We start from the raw sequence: 15419 nt of genomic DNA, 5'->3' as shown, positions 1-15419 counted from the left end.
GTTAGGATTATGTCCTTGATAAAATAACGTGTTTATTTGCCAATAGTTTGCAAAGTGCATACCAGAGATAATAAATATGACAAATCAGGCTAAAAAGCAGGTAGCGCAATGCATGTTTTTTAGACAGTACTAAGTATAGAAGTGCTACCTAAAATTGTTTTTTCAAGTAGCAAAATAATGAGTTTACAAAAGGGGGGGAAGTTAGTTCAACCAACCTTGTTGTTTGCTTTTTATACTTAAATATAAAAGCAAAAACGCAATAACAATCACTAAAATAGGCATAAACACCGCGCTTACCCCCAGCATTTTAATGCTATTTATCACAATGAAATTATAAAATTGCTGAATAAATATCGCTACCAACGATAGCGCAAAGGTAGGCGTTGCAAATGCATTTTTGACCAATAGTAGTATGCAGCCAAGGGTGCCACCAAATACCGCTACAGCAAATGCAATGGTAGACCATAAAGGCACGTTTGAATATGCAGCTTGTTGATCTAACGGAAGTTTACTTATCATCTCGGGGGTCATCATAAGGTGCATTATAAATGCAAACACACCTAATAAATTCCAGATAAGTGCTGCCCACAGGGCGGGTTTAAACCAATTGGGTGTAGCTGAGGTTGTCATATTATTACCTTGTTTTTATTGTACTTTACGAGGTAATTAAAGAGCAAAAAGGCTAACTGTTCAAGCTAGCCTATACACATAATAAAAACGGCACAAAGCGCTAAGGGCTAGCCAAATGAGATAGGGCGGCGCCCTGTATTTTCATCAACCTTTGGCTTTTTAGTGCGCTTTCTTTTATTTTTTGCCGGCTTTTGAGATGTTTCATTAGGTGTTTTTTCTGGCTGTGGCTGGGTTGTTGCCACTGGGCGCTCTACAGGAGTCGCATCTTCACTTAAAGTGAGTTGAAAAAGCTCGCCATCAAATTCTAGTACATCGCCACTGTATAATTTTTTCCGTTTTATTGTACATATTTCATGGTTAACCCCAACATAACCTTGCGCTATTAGGTTTTTAGCTTGGCCGCCACCTTCTACTAAATCGAGTACTTTTAGTAATTTACAAAGCTCTATAGGTTCTTCTTCAAGTTCAATTTCAATGTATTCTTCTGACATGGTTATCTCTGTTGGTGGCGCATAAGCAGCAAGTATAAAGGCTTGCACTGTTTTTTGCACCTAGCAAGCTCGCCCGAGTGGGATAAAAAAGAGTGATAAATATAAAACTTTTTTCAACTTTAAAAAAACTGCAGCATTTGATGCGTATGCTCTAGCAAAAATTTGGTGTGCTATTTGCTATTGCTTTGGCAAATAAAAAATCGTACCTAAAACATGGTAATTATTTCACCGTTTTAATTGTTTAGGTCTGCATATAATTGGAGCAGTAAATGGGCATAAGATTAGCAATGAAAAAAGAGCTAATGGGCTTAGATAATTCAGATATGCTGACAGCAGATGATGTAAGAGCTCACTTAGCTAACTTGGTAAAAACACAAAAAGAGCAAGATGAACGCGGCTTTTCGGTTATTTCTAAGTTTAACGATACGCACAGTCGGCTAATTAGTGGTGATCCACTTAAAAAATCAAAACTGGAATTTGAACGTCATCGCTTATTTAATGAAGTTTTATATACGCGCCAAAGTGTAGATGCCTGGTTAGACAGCCAAACAAATTATACCAACGTACAATAATACTTAATTAAGCACATGAGTATTAAGTTGCTGTAGATAGTTTCCTCCAATAGACAACAATTGTAATCATTGGAGGAAACTATGAAAAATGGCATTTTAATCTGTATGTGGGTACTTTTATTAACTGCGTGCCAACAACCTACCGTTTATGTTTTTAGTGAAAACTTGCAAGATGAGCAGCGCAAGCAGCTCGATGCTGCGCTAAAAGCACAAAATCTCCCTTATGAATATGTTGAGCTAGAAATCCCATCTACCTTTGGTGAGGCTACATTACTCTTATCAAGCGATAAAATTTACCCAAAAGAGACTGAGCAGTTAGCTATTATTATGCAAGAGTTAGGTTATCAGCCCGAAATTAACTACACGACACGATCAAATCATTTTTATGGTGATGGCAATATAGGCTTTTATTTAAAGAGCACTGATGGAGAAGACGCTTTTACTATGCCGTCTCGGCTAAGAACAACCCATTGCAGCGAAGACAAGTACAATGATTTACTCGTCACATTTACAGATAAATATGCTGACTTTACCTTACCCAGTGGCGCTGTTGTAAGGTTAGGTTGGGAGTTTTTATATGGTTATGTTGTTATTTATTATAAAACCTACTCGCAAACATATAGCCACTCACAGCCGCTTGTAGCAACGCCCTTTGGCGCCAAGCCATCCGATACGTATACATTTACGGCGCATGTTAATCACCCCAGCTGGCTTGATTGCTCACTACAAATTGCCTATATGGACTGAGGGATAGAGCTAACCGTGGGTTTCTATGTGCTCACTCAGCTTTGCAATACGCAGGCTCATACCTTCTATGATCCTATCTTTAATTTTTTCGCGTATCACATTAGGTAAGCGGGTCAGTGCCTCTGGGGTAATGGCAAGTACTATGGTGTCGGTTTTAGCGCGAGCGCTCGTACTGCGCTCGCGGTTATTAATAAATGCGCCTTCACCGATAAACTCACCGGGCTCTATAGTGCCAAGCTTCAGCAAGTGGTTATGTTTAAAAACAAGTAACGCACCACTTAATATAATGTATAAGCGTTTGTCGTTATCGTATTGTTTAAATAAAAACTGATGCTGGTTAACTAAATACAATAACCCAAACGACTCTAATAGCACTTGGCGTTCAGCAAGGGTGAAGTCTTTAAAAAAGTGCAATCTATTCACTATTTCCATTTGTTTAAATAATGGAATGTGTTCTATTAATTTCATCCTAGGGCCAACGAGTAACGGTTAGAAACTAGCTAATATTGCGCTCTTTTAATTTGCGGGTCAACGTGTTGCGCCCCCAGCCAATTTTTATGGCTGCATCTTGTTTATGGCCAGAGCAATTAGCCAGTGCTGTTTTTATAAGGCGAGTTTCAAGCTGAGCTTGAATATCGGGCCAAATGTTTTCTTTACCTTGCTTAAGCTCTTGATTGAGCCATTGCTGAAACGCATCGAGCCAATCACCTTCTTGTTGAACAGGCGCCGCATCAATGATCTCTGGTGGTAGGTCTTGCTCACTTACTAATTCACCAGGGGCCATAACGGTCAACCAGCGACAGGTGTTTTCGAGTTGGCGCACATTACCAGGCCAGCTAAATAGCCTAAGCTGCTCTGTGGCTTTTGGGCTTAGTACTTTACTTTCTACTTGTAGGTCTTTTGCGCTTTTGTGTAAAAAGTGCTGCGCTAGGCGCTCAATGTCTTCAGTTCTTTCTCTAAGAGCCGGTAAACGAAGGCGCACGACGTTTAAACGATGAAATAAATCGTCCCTAAATTTACCCTGTTTTACTAAATCTTCTAAATTTTGATGCGTTGCAGCAATAATGCGTACATCAACTTTAATACTTTGGTGCCCGCCCACGCGGTAAAACTCACCATCGGCGAGTACACGTAATAAACGTGTTTGCACATCCAGTGGCATATCGCCAATTTCATCTAAAAACAGTGTGCCGCCATTGGCTTGTTCAAAGCGGCCTTTACGAACGCTATCGGCACCAGTAAATGCGCCTTTTTCGTGGCCAAATAGCTCAGACTCTACAAGCTCTTTTGGAATAGCGGCCATGTTTAATGCAATAAACTGGTTTTCTTTACGTGGGCTGTGGTTATGTAAGGCACTGGCTACAAGCTCTTTACCTGTGCCTGACTCACCATTAATTAGTACGCTCATACTTGAAGCCGACAGTTTACCTATCGCTCTAAACACTTCCTGCATCGCAGGGGCTTCGCCAATAATGTGCGCGCTTTTAGGTGGAACTTGTTTACGCTTAGTTTTTTTAGTTGAGTTTGCTCTACAGGCACTTTCGATTAATGCCACGGCTTCGTTTAAATCAAATGGCTTGGCTAAGTACTCAAACGCGCCTTTTTGAAATGCGTTAACTGCTGAGTCTAAATCTGAGTGGGCGGTCATTATAATAACCGGCAGCCCTGGGTTTTGCTCTGCTATGAGTTCAAGCAATGCCATGCCGTCCATGCCTGGCATCCGTACGTCAGATACCAACACGGTTGGCTGGCTAAATTTTAGCGCGCTTAACACGTCTTGCGCATTTGCAAAGCTTTCTGCTTCAAACCCTGCGCGTGTCAGCGCTTTTTCTAATACAAAGCGAATTGATGCGTCATCATCTACAAGCCAAACTGTTTTCATGCCAACTCCAAAACATTAATCTGCAAAAGGCAGATAGATATTAAATTCAGTATGGCCAGGCCAGCTATCGCAGTCTATATAACCGTCGTGCTGATCTATGAGCGTTTGTGCGATTGAAAGCCCTAGCCCTGAGCCACCTTCTTTGTTGGTGATCATCGGGTAAAACAATGTTTCGCGAACGCTAGGGTCTATGCCTGGTCCATTATCAGAAACCTGGATCAACAAGGCTTTTTTAGGGGCTTTTCCGGGGCGGCGATACTGATGATTAATGCGGGTTTTTATTTTTATTTCACCGCCATCAACTAACGCCTGTTGAGCATTGCGTACAATATTAAGTACAACTTGCTGAACTTTGCCTTGGTCAATAAACACATCAGGGATACTTGGGTCGTAATCTTTAACTAGACTAATATTTTTACAATTATCTAATGTGCTTAATTTAACAACCGACTCAAGTGTTTGGTGAATATTGCCATACGACTTTTGCGGAAGCTGATTTGGCCCAAGTAGCCTATCAACTAATTCGCGTAATCGGTCGGCTTGCTCAATTATAAGCTCAGCGCATTCGTCCCTTTCTTGTTGATCTACCTCATACTGCAATAACTGCGCCGCTCCGCGTATTCCCCCTAAAGGATTTTTAATTTCGTGAGCAAGCCCTCTAATTAAATTTCGTGCCGCTTGATATTGATGCATTTGGTTAGAGGCTTTGTCGTGTTTTATTTCTTCATCGGTTTTACGACACTCAAGTAAAATATAGCGTTCGTTTTTAAACTTAACTTGGCGCGATGTAATGGCTATTTTTGCATGGCGAGAATCTATAAAGACCACGTCAGCTCTGTGCTGGCTGCAATCTACACCATCCACAAGTGAGTACTGGGCTATGCGCTCTAAATCCACAGAATGGTAATTAAATAAGCTGTTAAAGGTTTGCCCAATAATGCGCTTTTTACCCAAGCCGAGTAGTTCGCTGGTGCTGGTGTTGGCATAAACAAGGGTAAAACTTTTATCAAGTAACATGACCGATGTAGTTTGATTTTGCCAAATGGCATTGAGAAGTTCAGGGCTAAAATTTTGTTCGTTTGACATCTTTGCACCACTTTAGTGCGTTAATATTTGCAAGCAAGTTTTAATCAGTAAATACTGCTGCGCTAATTTTGCTTCATGAGACATTGTACTTAGTTTACAGCCTTTCTTTGCATCACAAAGGTACTGGGCTGACTGATAGCAATGGCTTGATTTTGTTTATTATAAAGTTTGAGATACAAAGTATGAGCTCCGTTTTCTACATCCCGTATAGCAAACGTTGATAAATCGCTTGCGGGCCCATAAGCGTTACCGTTTAAAAATAGCTGTATGGTAAAGCCAGCTTCAAAACGCGGTGTTATGCGGCTTGTTACGTACACCGAGCCGGTGTTTTCGCGTACGGTTTGGTTATGTGTAGGCGACGATATCATAATTTGAAAACGGTTAGGGTGTGTTGGCTGTGGTGAACCAGGGGTGTGTTTATCGGCCTCAGACAGGGTAAGATCTTGGCTGCTTAGTTTTATTTCGTGCGCGCCACTACGTGGTGTATCTGAGAACACTAAAACACCATTTTTATCTTTCCAAGCATAAATTTTCTTATTGCCTGCATAACTATAAATGCTTAATCCTAAAGCAAAAAATAGTAATAATATCCTGTAATTCACATTGCTACCCTGCATATTTTGTAATTACATAACTTTAGTGGAGATAACCCTAATTTACCATAAAAAAAAGCCCGCTAAGCGGGCTTGAGAACACACATTTATTATCTTATCGATAATTTTGTCTACGGCGTATTAAACGCTGTAGTACATTTCAAACTCAACTGGGTGAGTTGTCATGTTAAGTTTTTCAACTTCTTGAGATTTAAGTGCAATGTATGCATCGATTAAATCATCAGTGAATACGCCACCTTGCGTTAAGAATTCACGGTCAGCACTAAGTGCTTCTAGCGCTTCATCTAGTGAAGATGCAACTTGTGGAATTTCTGCTGCTTCTTCTGCTGGTAGGTCGTATAAATCCTTATCCATAGCATCGCCAGGGTGGATCTTGTTTTTGATACCGTCAAGGCCAGCCATAAGCATTGCAGAGAAAGCAAGGTATGGGTTAGCAGTTGGATCTGGGAAGCGTACTTCGATACGACGACCTTTTTCAGATGGTACAACTGGGATACGGATTGATGCAGAACGGTTACGTGCAGAGTATGCAAGCATTACCGGTGCTTCAAAACCTGGTACTAAACGTTTGTACGAGTTAGTTGAGGCATTTGCAAACGCATTGATTGCTTTAGCGTGCTTAATAATACCGCCAATGTAGTAAAGTGCATCTTCAGAAAGACCACCGTACTTATCACCAGCAAAAAGGTTAACACCGTCTTTTGCTAAAGATTGGTGACAGTGCATACCAGAGCCGTTATCGCCTACAACAGGCTTAGGCATAAATGTGGCCGTTTTTCCGTAAAGGTGAGCCATGTTATGAATAACATATTTCATCTCTTGGATTTCATCCGCCTTTAATACCATTGTATTAAAGCGAGTTGCGATTTCGTTTTGACCCGCTGTTGCAACTTCGTGGTGATGCGCTTCTACTACTTGGCCTAGTTCTTCAAGTACTAAACAAGTAGCTGAACGCCAATCTTGTGAAGAGTCAACTGGTGAACATGGGAAGTAACCACCTTTAACACCTGGGCGATGACCTGTGTTACCACCTTCGTAGTCTTTATCAGAGTTCCATGCTGCTTCAACAGCATCAATTTTGTACATAGAACCTGACATATCTGACTTGTATTTAACATCATCAAATAGGAAGAATTCTGGCTCAGGGCCAAATAAAACTGTATCTGCGATACCGGTAGATTTCATGTACTCTTCAGCGCGTTTAGCAACTGAACGAGGGTCACGCTCGTAGCCTTGTAGTGTAGATGGCTCTACAACATCACAACGTACGATTAGCGTAGCTTCTTCTGTGAATGGGTCTAATTTTACTGAATCAGCTACTGGCATAAGTACCATGTCTGATTCGTTAATGCCTTTCCAACCTGCAATTGAAGAGCCGTCGAACATTTTGCCGTCTTCAAAAAAATCTTCATCTACTTGGTGATGAGGAATAGAAACATGTTGTTCTTTACCTCTAGTATCAGTAAAGCGTAAATCAATGAACTTAACGTCATTTTCTTTAATAAAATCTAAAACCGATTGTGACATGTGTCCTCCAACTGTTGGGTTTTATTATTGCTGCATTAAATGCTTTGGCTTTTTAGTAAGCCGATTTTATGCCATTATTTTAACTTGCTGTTTATTAAGTTAAAAATTATGGTTGCACAAAAGTGGTCACGGGCTTTGCACTTTTGTGGTGCGTAAAATATCCACATTGGTGCAAAAATTTCACGCTCGATTCTGCACGTATTTTAATCACCTAAATCAGCTTAACTTAAATAGTAAATAGTGCCAAAGCAATCAACAAATTAGCTAAAAAATGACAATTTATGTAATTTGTCGAAATTTATTTCATATAATTGTCATATAAAAAACAGATACTTAGTAAAAGTATTAAGAAAGTTTTTAAAATTGTATTGGATAAACTTTCATCCATGTCATTAATGAGGGATAATATGCGCCCTTTTAAATCCTATGCTGGGACATCTGGTGAAAACGCAGATGAGTGCGTAGATCTTGCAGGATCAATGAGAATAAACTTCTCTGAGTAAAAATATGAGCATCGAACAGTTAAGAAATATAGCGATTATCGCGCACGTTGACCACGGTAAAACGACATTGGTTGACAAACTACTTGAGCAATCAGGTACATTAGAAACACGCGGCGGTAACGAAGAGCGTGTGATGGACTCAAACGACATTGAGAAAGAACGTGGTATTACCATTTTGGCTAAAAACACAGCCATTTCTTGGAAAGACTACCATATCAATATCGTAGATACCCCGGGACACGCCGATTTTGGTGGTGAAGTTGAACGCGTACTTTCGATGGCTGACTCAGTATTATTACTTGTTGATGCTCAAGAAGGTCCAATGCCGCAAACGCGTTTCGTAACGCAAAAAGCATTCGCGCAAGGCTTAAAGCCAATTGTTGTTATCAACAAAATCGACAAGCCAGGTGCACGTCCTGATTGGGTTATGGATCAAATCTTTGATTTATTCGACAACCTTGGTGCAACTGACGAACAGCTAGACTTTAAAGTAATCTACGCTTCAGCAATCAACGGTTGGGCTACACTAGATTTAGACGAGCCGTCTGACAACATGGAACCTATGTTCCAAATGATCGTTGACGAAGTATCACCACCGGATGCAGATCCTGAAGGTGACTTCCAAATGCAGATTTCTCAGCTTGATTACAACTCTTATAAAGGTGTAATCGGTATCGGCCGTATCAAACGTGGTTCTGTTGTGCCTAACCAGCAAGTAACGATTGTTAGTGCTGATGGCTCTACGCGTAACGGCAAAATTGGTTCAGTACAAAGCTACCTAGGTCTTGAGCGTATCGAAACAGATAAAGCTTACGCTGGTAACATTGTAACGGTAACAGGTCTTGGCGAGCTTAAGATTTCAGATACTGTTTGTTGTCCTAACAACGTTGAAGCATTACCACCACTAAGTGTTGATGAGCCAACAGTAACAATGACGTTCTCTGTAAATAACTCTCCTTTCTGTGGTAAAGAAGGTAAGTTTGTAACATCACGTAATATTCGTGAGCGTTTAGACAAAGAATTAGTACATAACGTTGCACTTCGTGTTGCAGATACTGACAACCCAGATAGCTTCCGCGTATCGGGCCGTGGTGAATTACACCTTGGTATCTTAATTGAAAACATGCGTCGTGAAGGTTATGAGCTAGCTGTATCTCGTCCAGAAGTAATCTTGCGTACTGTTGATGGCGTATTAGAAGAACCGTATGAAACACTAACAATTGACTGTGAAGAAGAGCATCAAGGTTCTATCATGGAGCAAATTGGTCTTCGTAAAGGTGAACTTACTGATATGGCACCAGATGGTAAGGGCCGTATGCGTTTAGACTTTATGATCCCAAGCCGTGGCTTAATCGGTTTCCAAACTGAGTTCATGACGTTAACTTCAGGTTCTGGTTTACTTTACCATACATTCGATCACTACGGTCCGCACAAAGGTGGCGAGCTAGGTGTTCGTAAGAACGGCGTAATGATTGCAAATGCTACAGGTAAAGCACTTACTAACGCATTATTCAACTTACAAGAGCGTGGTAAATTATTCATCGGTCACGGTGTTGAAGTTTACGAAGGTATGGTTATCGGTATTCATAGCCGCGATAACGACCTTACAGTTAACGCACTTAAAGGTAAGCAACTTACTAACGTTCGTGCATCTGGTACAGATGAAGCACAAACATTGACGCCACCATTGAACTACACACTAGAGCAAGCGCTTGAGTTCATCGATGATGACGAGTTAGTAGAAGTAACACCTGAGAACATTCGTATTCGTAAGCGTCACTTAACTGAAAGTGAGCGTAAGCGTGCGGGTCGTGCTCCAAAATCATAATCTATTAATTTAGAGTAATGGTTTAAAAGCCGCTGTATTGCAAAATACAGCGGCTTTTTTGTGGGTTAAAACAAGAGTTGTCAGCTATAAGTTATCAGCGGTCAGTTTAGAACGGCGCAGCTAAATAGGCTGGTTTAAGCTGAAAGTCAGTAGGCTATATAAATCTGCAACAATGCATAGTGGTAGTGCGTGTTGGTAGGGTGCTTTTTCGTTGGGTTTCGCTACGCTCAACCCAACCTACTTCTCAACTATTTATTAGTAGTTACTCTTTGGAAGTAGTGTGATTTTTCCAAATACGTCAGTGTTTATAGTTCGTTCTATAGTGAAATTGCCACAATGTGTTTATCTCTAAAAGCGCAGCGCCTCTTATTCTCTTTGTGAATAATTCACTAAAAAAATATTTGCACAAGGAGAAGGGAATGAGAAGTAAAAGAGTCAAAGCTTAATCAATCGATAATGCAAAGCATCTGTCATTGTTGGTAGGGTATTTTTTCGTTGGGTTTCGCTACGCTCAACCCAACGTTTTCAATTATTTTATTGGTAGTTACTTACTTTTTGGTAGCAGGGTGATTTTGCCAAAGACATTTGCGTCTATAAAACCACGGTTTCTGTCGCCATTGACTGGCTGTACTTCGTGCGAACCCATAAAGTGTTCGCGTACTTTGCTGCCATCGTTATCGCAATACGCGAGCATAAAACCAATGACTTGTTTTTCATTAAGCGTAATGGGCGTGTTTACAGCGCCTTCTTGGTAATCGTTAGGGTAGAGCTTTATAGCAACTTCCCAGGTGATGTTATAAGGGGCTTGGGTATTACGCTTCCAGTTACTTGTTAAGTGGTCGGTGTATAAATGGGCTTTTTTATCGGGGCCGTAATCGGCGGCTTGGTTATCAAGGCCAATATGGTATGCCAACGCGGTATGGTTAAACTGGTGAATACCACCTGAGGCGTCGCTATCGATAAAAATTTCCAGCGCATCGTCATCCCAATATTTTACGGTCGGGTCTGGGTGCGTATCAATAAGTACATCGTCAGTTATATCAGCTTGTAAATACAGGTAGTTTTTATCCCACAGCAGGCGGTAGCGGCCTTTAAAGTCGGCATCTGATGAGGGCAAGGTGCCATCCATTAAATGCGGCATATTATGTCACGTTGCTTTATCCCATGCGCTTTCAGATACGCCATCAATAGTAATAGGGGTAGATGTGTGCGCTACATCAATGGCCATTACTGGGGCGCTTAATAAACAGCTTAAAGCTAATGCGTGTTTTTTCATTAATTTCTCAATGTTAATATGTATTTAGATATTACAATCATCCTAAAACAGTTCAGCAATGAGTTACAGTGAAATACTTTCGCCTTCGTTTAAAATATATAAAGGTGTGGTTGAAGCCATTTTATTGTGCATATAAAGCAACCTTAACAGTGCTGAATGGCTTGTCCGGTCGCCCATTTTCCAGCTTGAGTTACCATAGCCCCACGGTATCATTACTTTACAGTTAAGATCGCTAGCTGCATTTACAGCATCCTCTGGTGTGGTGTGTACATAACGATACCAAGTAGGGCTGTCTTCACTGTAATACGAGGCTATGGGCAGTAGGCATATGTCTATATCGCCATACTTTTGCTGAATGTCTTTAAAGTGTTTTGAGTAGCCGGTATCGCCTGCAAAAAACACGGTAATGCCGTTTTGCTCAAGCAACCAGCCATTCCATAGGTCTTTATCGTTATCTTCGTAAATAAAGGGTACCAATACACGGCTACTAAAGTGGTGCGCTGGTAGGGCATGAATCGTTAAATCATCAAGCTGTGTTTTTGCATACCAGGCCATTTCGCTAATGTTATAGCCACCAGTAGGGAAGTTGTCGGCCATACCTAATGGCGTTAAGTAGCGAGGTTGATTACCAAGCTCTTCTATATCGGCTTTATTAAAGTGATCGTAATGAATATGCGAGTACATCACCGCACTTAAGTTTTTAAGCTCGGTTTGTGTAAGCCAATCGCCGGGTTGCCTGTAAAACCCTGAGGCTAACCTAAAGGCTAAATCAACAGGTGAGTCGAACTGCTCTTTTACAGGATCAAATAGCACGTGCTGTCCGTTAGGTGTGCGGATCATAAACCCAGCGTGTCCTAGCCAGCGCACGGTAAAGCCCGTATTTAAATTAATTGGCTTTTGCTCAGCAATAAATTGGCAATCTTCAGCGTCTTGTTTGCATTGTAATTTAGGGCTTGGCGTGTAGCAGCCGGTTTCGCAGGTGGTGGGGTAGGTTTTTTTGCCAGGGTAGAGGTTATAAAAGCGTCCTTTTCGCTCGCCTGTTTGATGCTGCGGGGTAAGCGTGCTTTCCCCTGCAATCACCTCAATGCGATTAGCGGTTTCGCAAGCGCTAAGCAATCCACAAATAAATACAAGGCTGGTGGTTTTTAGTTTCATTGTTGCTATCTATTATTATTTTTATAAAAGTATAACAACATCAAAAGATTAACAAATAGTTCAAAGGTAACAAAACGTAACAACAAAAAAGCCTGCAATATGCAGGCTTTGTTAGGCAGATTTTAATTGATTAGCCAGCGCTATTCATTTGCTCTATAAACTTGTTTGAATCGGCAATTGATTTATTCATGTCGTTCATCAGCACTTGAATATCACGCTTTAAATTAGTGAATTCGCCTTTAATAGCGGCAACCGCTTGTGCGTTTAAGTTATGCTTTAGGTACAGTACGTTATCTTGTAAAGACGATAGCACTGGTTCCATTTTGCTTTCTGCACTGCGCATAGAGCGAAGTAACTGGCTAAATTGGCGTTGTGTAGCCGCTAGTTTTTTACTGCTTTCGCGTTTAAGCGACGCGCTTTTGTATTGCTCAAGCTCATCGCTCCACTCGTCAAATAAAGCTTCTGCTACATCTTCAACTTTATTAATATTGCTCGACACTTCATTAGCGGCTGCTAAGCTCGACTCATAATCATCGTTAAGTTGATTGTAGGCATCTTGTAACTCGCCGCCATCAAAATTAATTAAAGTTGTTAGGCGCTCAAGTGCTGATTGAAATTCTTCTTGAGACTCTTCTTGTGAATCTTTGGTTTCTTCTACGCGGTCAATAAGAATGTCGCGCTTATGTACACCTACTTTTTCCATTGCAGAATAATAGGCCGACTGACAGCCCGATAAAGTAAGCGTAATGGCCAGTACCGAGGCGCTAAGTAATGTTTGTTTTTTCATTTGGATCCCTATTTACCAGTAAGTGCTGTAAATTATGGTGCTGATTGCTATCATAATCAAAATTCGATTAGCACAAGTCAATTGTATGAATGATAAGCTCTCCCTTTATAAACAGCAAGCTATCTCCTTTTTAAGGCAACAGCCAAGCTGGTGGATGCAGTACGTTAACCGCTGTATAGACGATCAAATTACAGTGAATGCAGGCTACCTTGCCTATGTTACTTTGCTTTCTTTAGTGCCTTTGATAGCGGTAGGCGTGGCAATATTTTCGGCCTTCCCGGGGTTTGAATCGACCCGTATAGCCATAGAAAGCTTTTTGTTTACTAACTTTGTACCTACCTCATCTGATGTGATTAAAGAGCATATAAGCTCCTTTGCTGGCAATGCGAACCAAATGACCGCCGTGGGTATTGGCTTTTTAGCGGCGATTGCACTGCTGCTTATACGTAATGTTGATGCCACGCTTAATCGTATTTGGCGTATTAAGAAAAAACGCCCCATGATGATCTCTTTTGCGGTTTATTGGATGGTATTGAGCTTAGGCCCCGTACTTCTGGGCGCAAGTATTGGTGTTACATCGTATATTGTTTCGTTAGTGTCGTTTGCCGATCAGGGCATTCCTGGGTTTAGTGGTTTTTTGTTAAAGCTGGTGCCTTATGGCTTTTCGATGATTGGCTTTTTAATGTTATACACTTTAGTGCCTAACACACCTGTATCTATTAGGGCTGCGCTACCTGGGGCTCTTTTTGCGGCAGTATTATTTGAGCTGACTAAAAAAGGCTTTGCGCTTTATATTAGCCACTTTCCTTCGTACGAAGTAATTTATGGCGCTGTTGCGACTATTCCTATTTTATTTGTGTGGGTGTATTTGTCGTGGGTGGTGGTGTTATTAGGGGCCGAATTTACCGCCTGTATAAGCCCTAATCATGTACCACAAACACCAGAAATAGACATTGATGAAGAACTAAAAACAGAGGAACGCAGTTAAATGCAGGGCTTAATACAACGTGTAAAAAGTGCCAAAGTAGAAGTTGATAACCAAGTTATAGGTGAAATTGGCCAAGGTATATTATTGTTACTCGGTGTTGAAAAACCAGATGATGAGCAAACCGCCGACAAACTATTGCATAAGGTAAGTAATTACCGAATATTTACCGATGAAAACGACAAAATGAACTTAAGCCTAAAAGATATAGGCGGTGAGTTACTCGTGGTGTCGCAATTTACATTAGCGGCTGATACTAAAAAAGGCATGCGCCCAAGCTTTTCATCAGCAGCCACACCTAGCCAAGCTAACGCGCTTTACGAGTACTTTGTAACTCAAGCTAAAGCGCAGGGTATTAGTGTTGCCACGGGAGAGTTTGGCGCCGATATGCAAGTGAGCTTGTGTAACGATGGGCCTGTTACGTTTAACTTATCGGTTTAATTACCAGCTTTAGTAACAATAATAATATGATTCACAAAGCCCGCAATTTTATGCGGGCTTACTTTTACGCCAAACACATTAAATAGTAATTGCTGTAACTGAATTAACTGCGACTCATGTTGCGATAAAAAGTTAATAAATAACGTGCCACCTGCGTTTAGCGCATCGTATATTTTTTGATAAAAAGTGCGTTCAAACAAAAATCGTGGTGCATCTATCTGGCTAAATAAATCAAGAATAATCCAGTCATGGTTATGTGCCTTGCTAAGTACATTTTGCGCGTCATCACACTGCACGTCACTTTGGTTTTTAACAGCGAAAAAATCTGTATAGCAGGCAATTATATCAGCATTTTTTTCAACTGATGTTACGTGTGCCTGCGGGTAAGAGTATTGTAAGTAATTACGTATAGCGCCACCGCCAAGGCCAAGTTCTAACACATGATTTGGTGGTGCTAAGGTTTGCCACTGCTTAGCTAAATAGGTTAAATGTGGAAATAGTAAGCGCTGTGGATTGTTAAGCTCTATCACCGATTGCAACGTATCGTTAATCAGCAGCCAGCGAAGCTGCCCGAATTGGCGAACCTGTATGTGATCGCCTGCATATTTATGCCAGTAAACTAGTTGCCCAATATCTTGGCTGTGACTAATAAAGTGGCTACTCACTACACCCGTTAAAGGGTTTATAAAATCGCTCATAACATTAAGGGCCTGTTGACCTTTCAGGATTAAAGTTTGTTCAATCTAGGGGCGATTTAATCGCGGCGCGAGATTTGTAACCTAGTGGGCTAGGTAACTGCTCCTGCGTTACTCTACTGGCTTATATCCATGTAAGAATAAGTAAAAACCGAGCTACAAAGAGTTTATCGCCCCTAGGCAGAGCCCGCAGGGCACCG

Annotated in this window: 15 protein-coding genes and 1 pseudogene; 5 read left to right on the top strand and 11 right to left on the bottom strand. The window is 41.1% G+C overall.

What is annotated here, in order from left to right; genetic code table 11:
- Positions 1 to 201 precede the first annotated feature (201 nt).
- Together CWB60_RS03330 and CWB60_RS03325 are read right to left on the bottom strand one after the other, a co-directional pair.
- Entirely contained in the window at positions 202 to 630 is a 429-nt protein-coding gene (locus tag CWB60_RS03330; protein ID WP_126005522.1) for a hypothetical protein, read from the bottom strand.
- 107 nt (positions 631 to 737) lie between these two features.
- Positions 738 to 1121 (bottom strand): RNA-binding S4 domain-containing protein, encoded by a 384-nt coding sequence (locus CWB60_RS03325; RefSeq protein WP_138578087.1) that lies wholly within the window; start codon positions 1119 to 1121, stop codon positions 738 to 740.
- A 269-nt stretch (positions 1122 to 1390) separates the two neighbouring features.
- On the opposite strand from CWB60_RS03325, the gene CWB60_RS03320 reads away from it, so the two are divergent.
- Complete coding sequence (locus CWB60_RS03320) at positions 1391 to 1693, top strand: hypothetical protein (RefSeq protein WP_138578063.1); 303 nt, start codon at positions 1391 to 1393, stop codon at positions 1691 to 1693.
- 81 nt (positions 1694 to 1774) lie between these two features.
- On the top strand, positions 1775 to 2440 hold the full coding sequence (locus tag CWB60_RS03315) for a hypothetical protein (protein WP_138578061.1): 666 nt from the start codon (positions 1775 to 1777) through the stop codon (positions 2438 to 2440).
- Positions 2441 to 2449: 9 nt separating this feature from the next.
- Here the strand turns inward: CWB60_RS03315 and CWB60_RS03310 are convergent, their stop codons facing one another.
- The 5 genes from CWB60_RS03310 to glnA all read right to left on the bottom strand — a co-directional run bounded on the left by CWB60_RS03310 (position 2450) and on the right by glnA (position 7549).
- A complete protein-coding gene (locus CWB60_RS03310; RefSeq protein WP_138578059.1) occupies positions 2450 to 2908 on the bottom strand; it encodes a cyclic nucleotide-binding domain-containing protein in 459 nt (152 codons plus the stop codon).
- Between the two features lie 28 nt (positions 2909 to 2936).
- On the bottom strand, positions 2937 to 4322 hold the full coding sequence (glnG, locus tag CWB60_RS03305; RefSeq protein WP_004589451.1) for a nitrogen regulation protein NR(I): 1386 nt from the start codon (positions 4320 to 4322) through the stop codon (positions 2937 to 2939).
- A 15-nt stretch (positions 4323 to 4337) separates the two neighbouring features.
- Complete coding sequence (gene glnL / locus CWB60_RS03300) at positions 4338 to 5408, bottom strand: nitrogen regulation protein NR(II) (protein WP_004589452.1); 1071 nt, start codon at positions 5406 to 5408, stop codon at positions 4338 to 4340.
- Positions 5409 to 5497: 89 nt separating this feature from the next.
- On the bottom strand, positions 5498 to 6010 hold the full coding sequence (locus CWB60_RS03295; protein ID WP_138578057.1) for a DUF4124 domain-containing protein: 513 nt from the start codon (positions 6008 to 6010) through the stop codon (positions 5498 to 5500).
- Between the two features lie 132 nt (positions 6011 to 6142).
- Positions 6143 to 7549: a glutamate--ammonia ligase gene (gene glnA, locus CWB60_RS03290; RefSeq protein ID WP_024031998.1), complete on the bottom strand. Its 1407-nt coding sequence runs from the start codon at positions 7547 to 7549 to the stop codon at positions 6143 to 6145.
- Positions 7550 to 8056: 507 nt separating this feature from the next.
- On the opposite strand from glnA, the gene typA reads away from it, so the two are divergent.
- On the top strand, positions 8057 to 9880 hold the full coding sequence (typA, locus tag CWB60_RS03285) for a translational GTPase TypA (protein ID WP_004589455.1): 1824 nt from the start codon (positions 8057 to 8059) through the stop codon (positions 9878 to 9880).
- A gap of 544 nt (positions 9881 to 10424) precedes the next feature.
- On the opposite strand, the pseudogene CWB60_RS03280 reads toward typA, so the two are convergent.
- The 3 genes and pseudogenes from CWB60_RS03280 to CWB60_RS03270 form a co-directional block, all read right to left on the bottom strand.
- A pseudogene (locus CWB60_RS03280) lies at positions 10425 to 11156 on the bottom strand (CBM9 family sugar-binding protein).
- A gap of 63 nt (positions 11157 to 11219) precedes the next feature.
- Positions 11220 to 12311: an MBL fold metallo-hydrolase gene (locus tag CWB60_RS03275; protein ID WP_138578055.1), complete on the bottom strand. Its 1092-nt coding sequence runs from the start codon at positions 12309 to 12311 to the stop codon at positions 11220 to 11222.
- Between the two features lie 130 nt (positions 12312 to 12441).
- Positions 12442 to 13098: a DUF2959 domain-containing protein gene (locus CWB60_RS03270; RefSeq protein WP_004588426.1), complete on the bottom strand. Its 657-nt coding sequence runs from the start codon at positions 13096 to 13098 to the stop codon at positions 12442 to 12444.
- 85 nt (positions 13099 to 13183) lie between these two features.
- On the opposite strand from CWB60_RS03270, the gene CWB60_RS03265 reads away from it, so the two are divergent.
- Together CWB60_RS03265 and dtd are read left to right on the top strand one after the other, a co-directional pair.
- Positions 13184 to 14086, top strand: a complete 903-nt coding sequence (locus CWB60_RS03265; protein ID WP_029773504.1) for a virulence factor BrkB family protein — start codon at positions 13184 to 13186, stop codon at positions 14084 to 14086.
- The gene (gene dtd / locus CWB60_RS03260; protein ID WP_096040994.1) at positions 14087 to 14524 is read left to right on the top strand and encodes a D-aminoacyl-tRNA deacylase; all 438 of its coding nucleotides are present in this window, start codon (positions 14087 to 14089) and stop codon (positions 14522 to 14524) included.
- Here the strand turns inward: dtd and CWB60_RS03255 are convergent.
- On the bottom strand, positions 14521 to 15222 hold the full coding sequence (locus CWB60_RS03255; RefSeq protein ID WP_096040995.1) for a spermidine synthase: 702 nt from the start codon (positions 15220 to 15222) through the stop codon (positions 14521 to 14523). The two genes, dtd and CWB60_RS03255, sit on opposite strands and share 4 nt — an antisense overlap.
- Positions 15223 to 15419 lie beyond the last annotated feature (197 nt).

Origin of the sequence: Pseudoalteromonas sp. S327 (assembly GCF_005886415.1) — a bacterium.
Taxonomy (GTDB): Bacteria; Pseudomonadota; Gammaproteobacteria; order Enterobacterales; family Alteromonadaceae; genus Pseudoalteromonas; species Pseudoalteromonas atlantica.
The sequence above is the reverse complement of the archived record's forward strand: the minus strand, read 5'-3'. Positions and strand labels throughout refer to the sequence as shown.

What these genes read in the sequence shown, in the direction of transcription:
- CWB60_RS03330 (WP_126005522.1), bottom strand. Translation starts at nt 630, where the DNA reads ATGACAACCTCAGCTACACCCAATTGGTTTAAACCCGCCCTGTGGGCA.
- CWB60_RS03325 (WP_138578087.1), bottom strand. Translation starts at nt 1,121, where the DNA reads ATGTCAGAAGAATACATTGAAATTGAACTTGAAGAAGAACCTATAGAG.
- CWB60_RS03320 (WP_138578063.1), top strand. Translation starts at nt 1,391, where the DNA reads ATGGGCATAAGATTAGCAATGAAAAAAGAGCTAATGGGCTTAGATAAT.
- CWB60_RS03315 (WP_138578061.1), top strand. Translation starts at nt 1,775, where the DNA reads ATGAAAAATGGCATTTTAATCTGTATGTGGGTACTTTTATTAACTGCG.
- CWB60_RS03310 (WP_138578059.1), bottom strand. Translation starts at nt 2,908, where the DNA reads ATGAAATTAATAGAACACATTCCATTATTTAAACAAATGGAAATAGTG.
- glnG (WP_004589451.1), bottom strand. Translation starts at nt 4,322, where the DNA reads ATGAAAACAGTTTGGCTTGTAGATGATGACGCATCAATTCGCTTTGTA.
- glnL (WP_004589452.1), bottom strand. Translation starts at nt 5,408, where the DNA reads ATGTCAAACGAACAAAATTTTAGCCCTGAACTTCTCAATGCCATTTGG.
- glnA (WP_024031998.1), bottom strand. Translation starts at nt 7,549, where the DNA reads ATGTCACAATCGGTTTTAGATTTTATTAAAGAAAATGACGTTAAGTTC.
- typA (WP_004589455.1), top strand. Translation starts at nt 8,057, where the DNA reads ATGAGCATCGAACAGTTAAGAAATATAGCGATTATCGCGCACGTTGAC.
- CWB60_RS03275 (WP_138578055.1), bottom strand. Translation starts at nt 12,311, where the DNA reads ATGAAACTAAAAACCACCAGCCTTGTATTTATTTGTGGATTGCTTAGC.
- CWB60_RS03270 (WP_004588426.1), bottom strand. Translation starts at nt 13,098, where the DNA reads ATGAAAAAACAAACATTACTTAGCGCCTCGGTACTGGCCATTACGCTT.
- CWB60_RS03265 (WP_029773504.1), top strand. Translation starts at nt 13,184, where the DNA reads ATGAATGATAAGCTCTCCCTTTATAAACAGCAAGCTATCTCCTTTTTA.
- dtd (WP_096040994.1), top strand. Translation starts at nt 14,087, where the DNA reads ATGCAGGGCTTAATACAACGTGTAAAAAGTGCCAAAGTAGAAGTTGAT.
- CWB60_RS03255 (WP_096040995.1), bottom strand. Translation starts at nt 15,222, where the DNA reads ATGAGCGATTTTATAAACCCTTTAACGGGTGTAGTGAGTAGCCACTTT.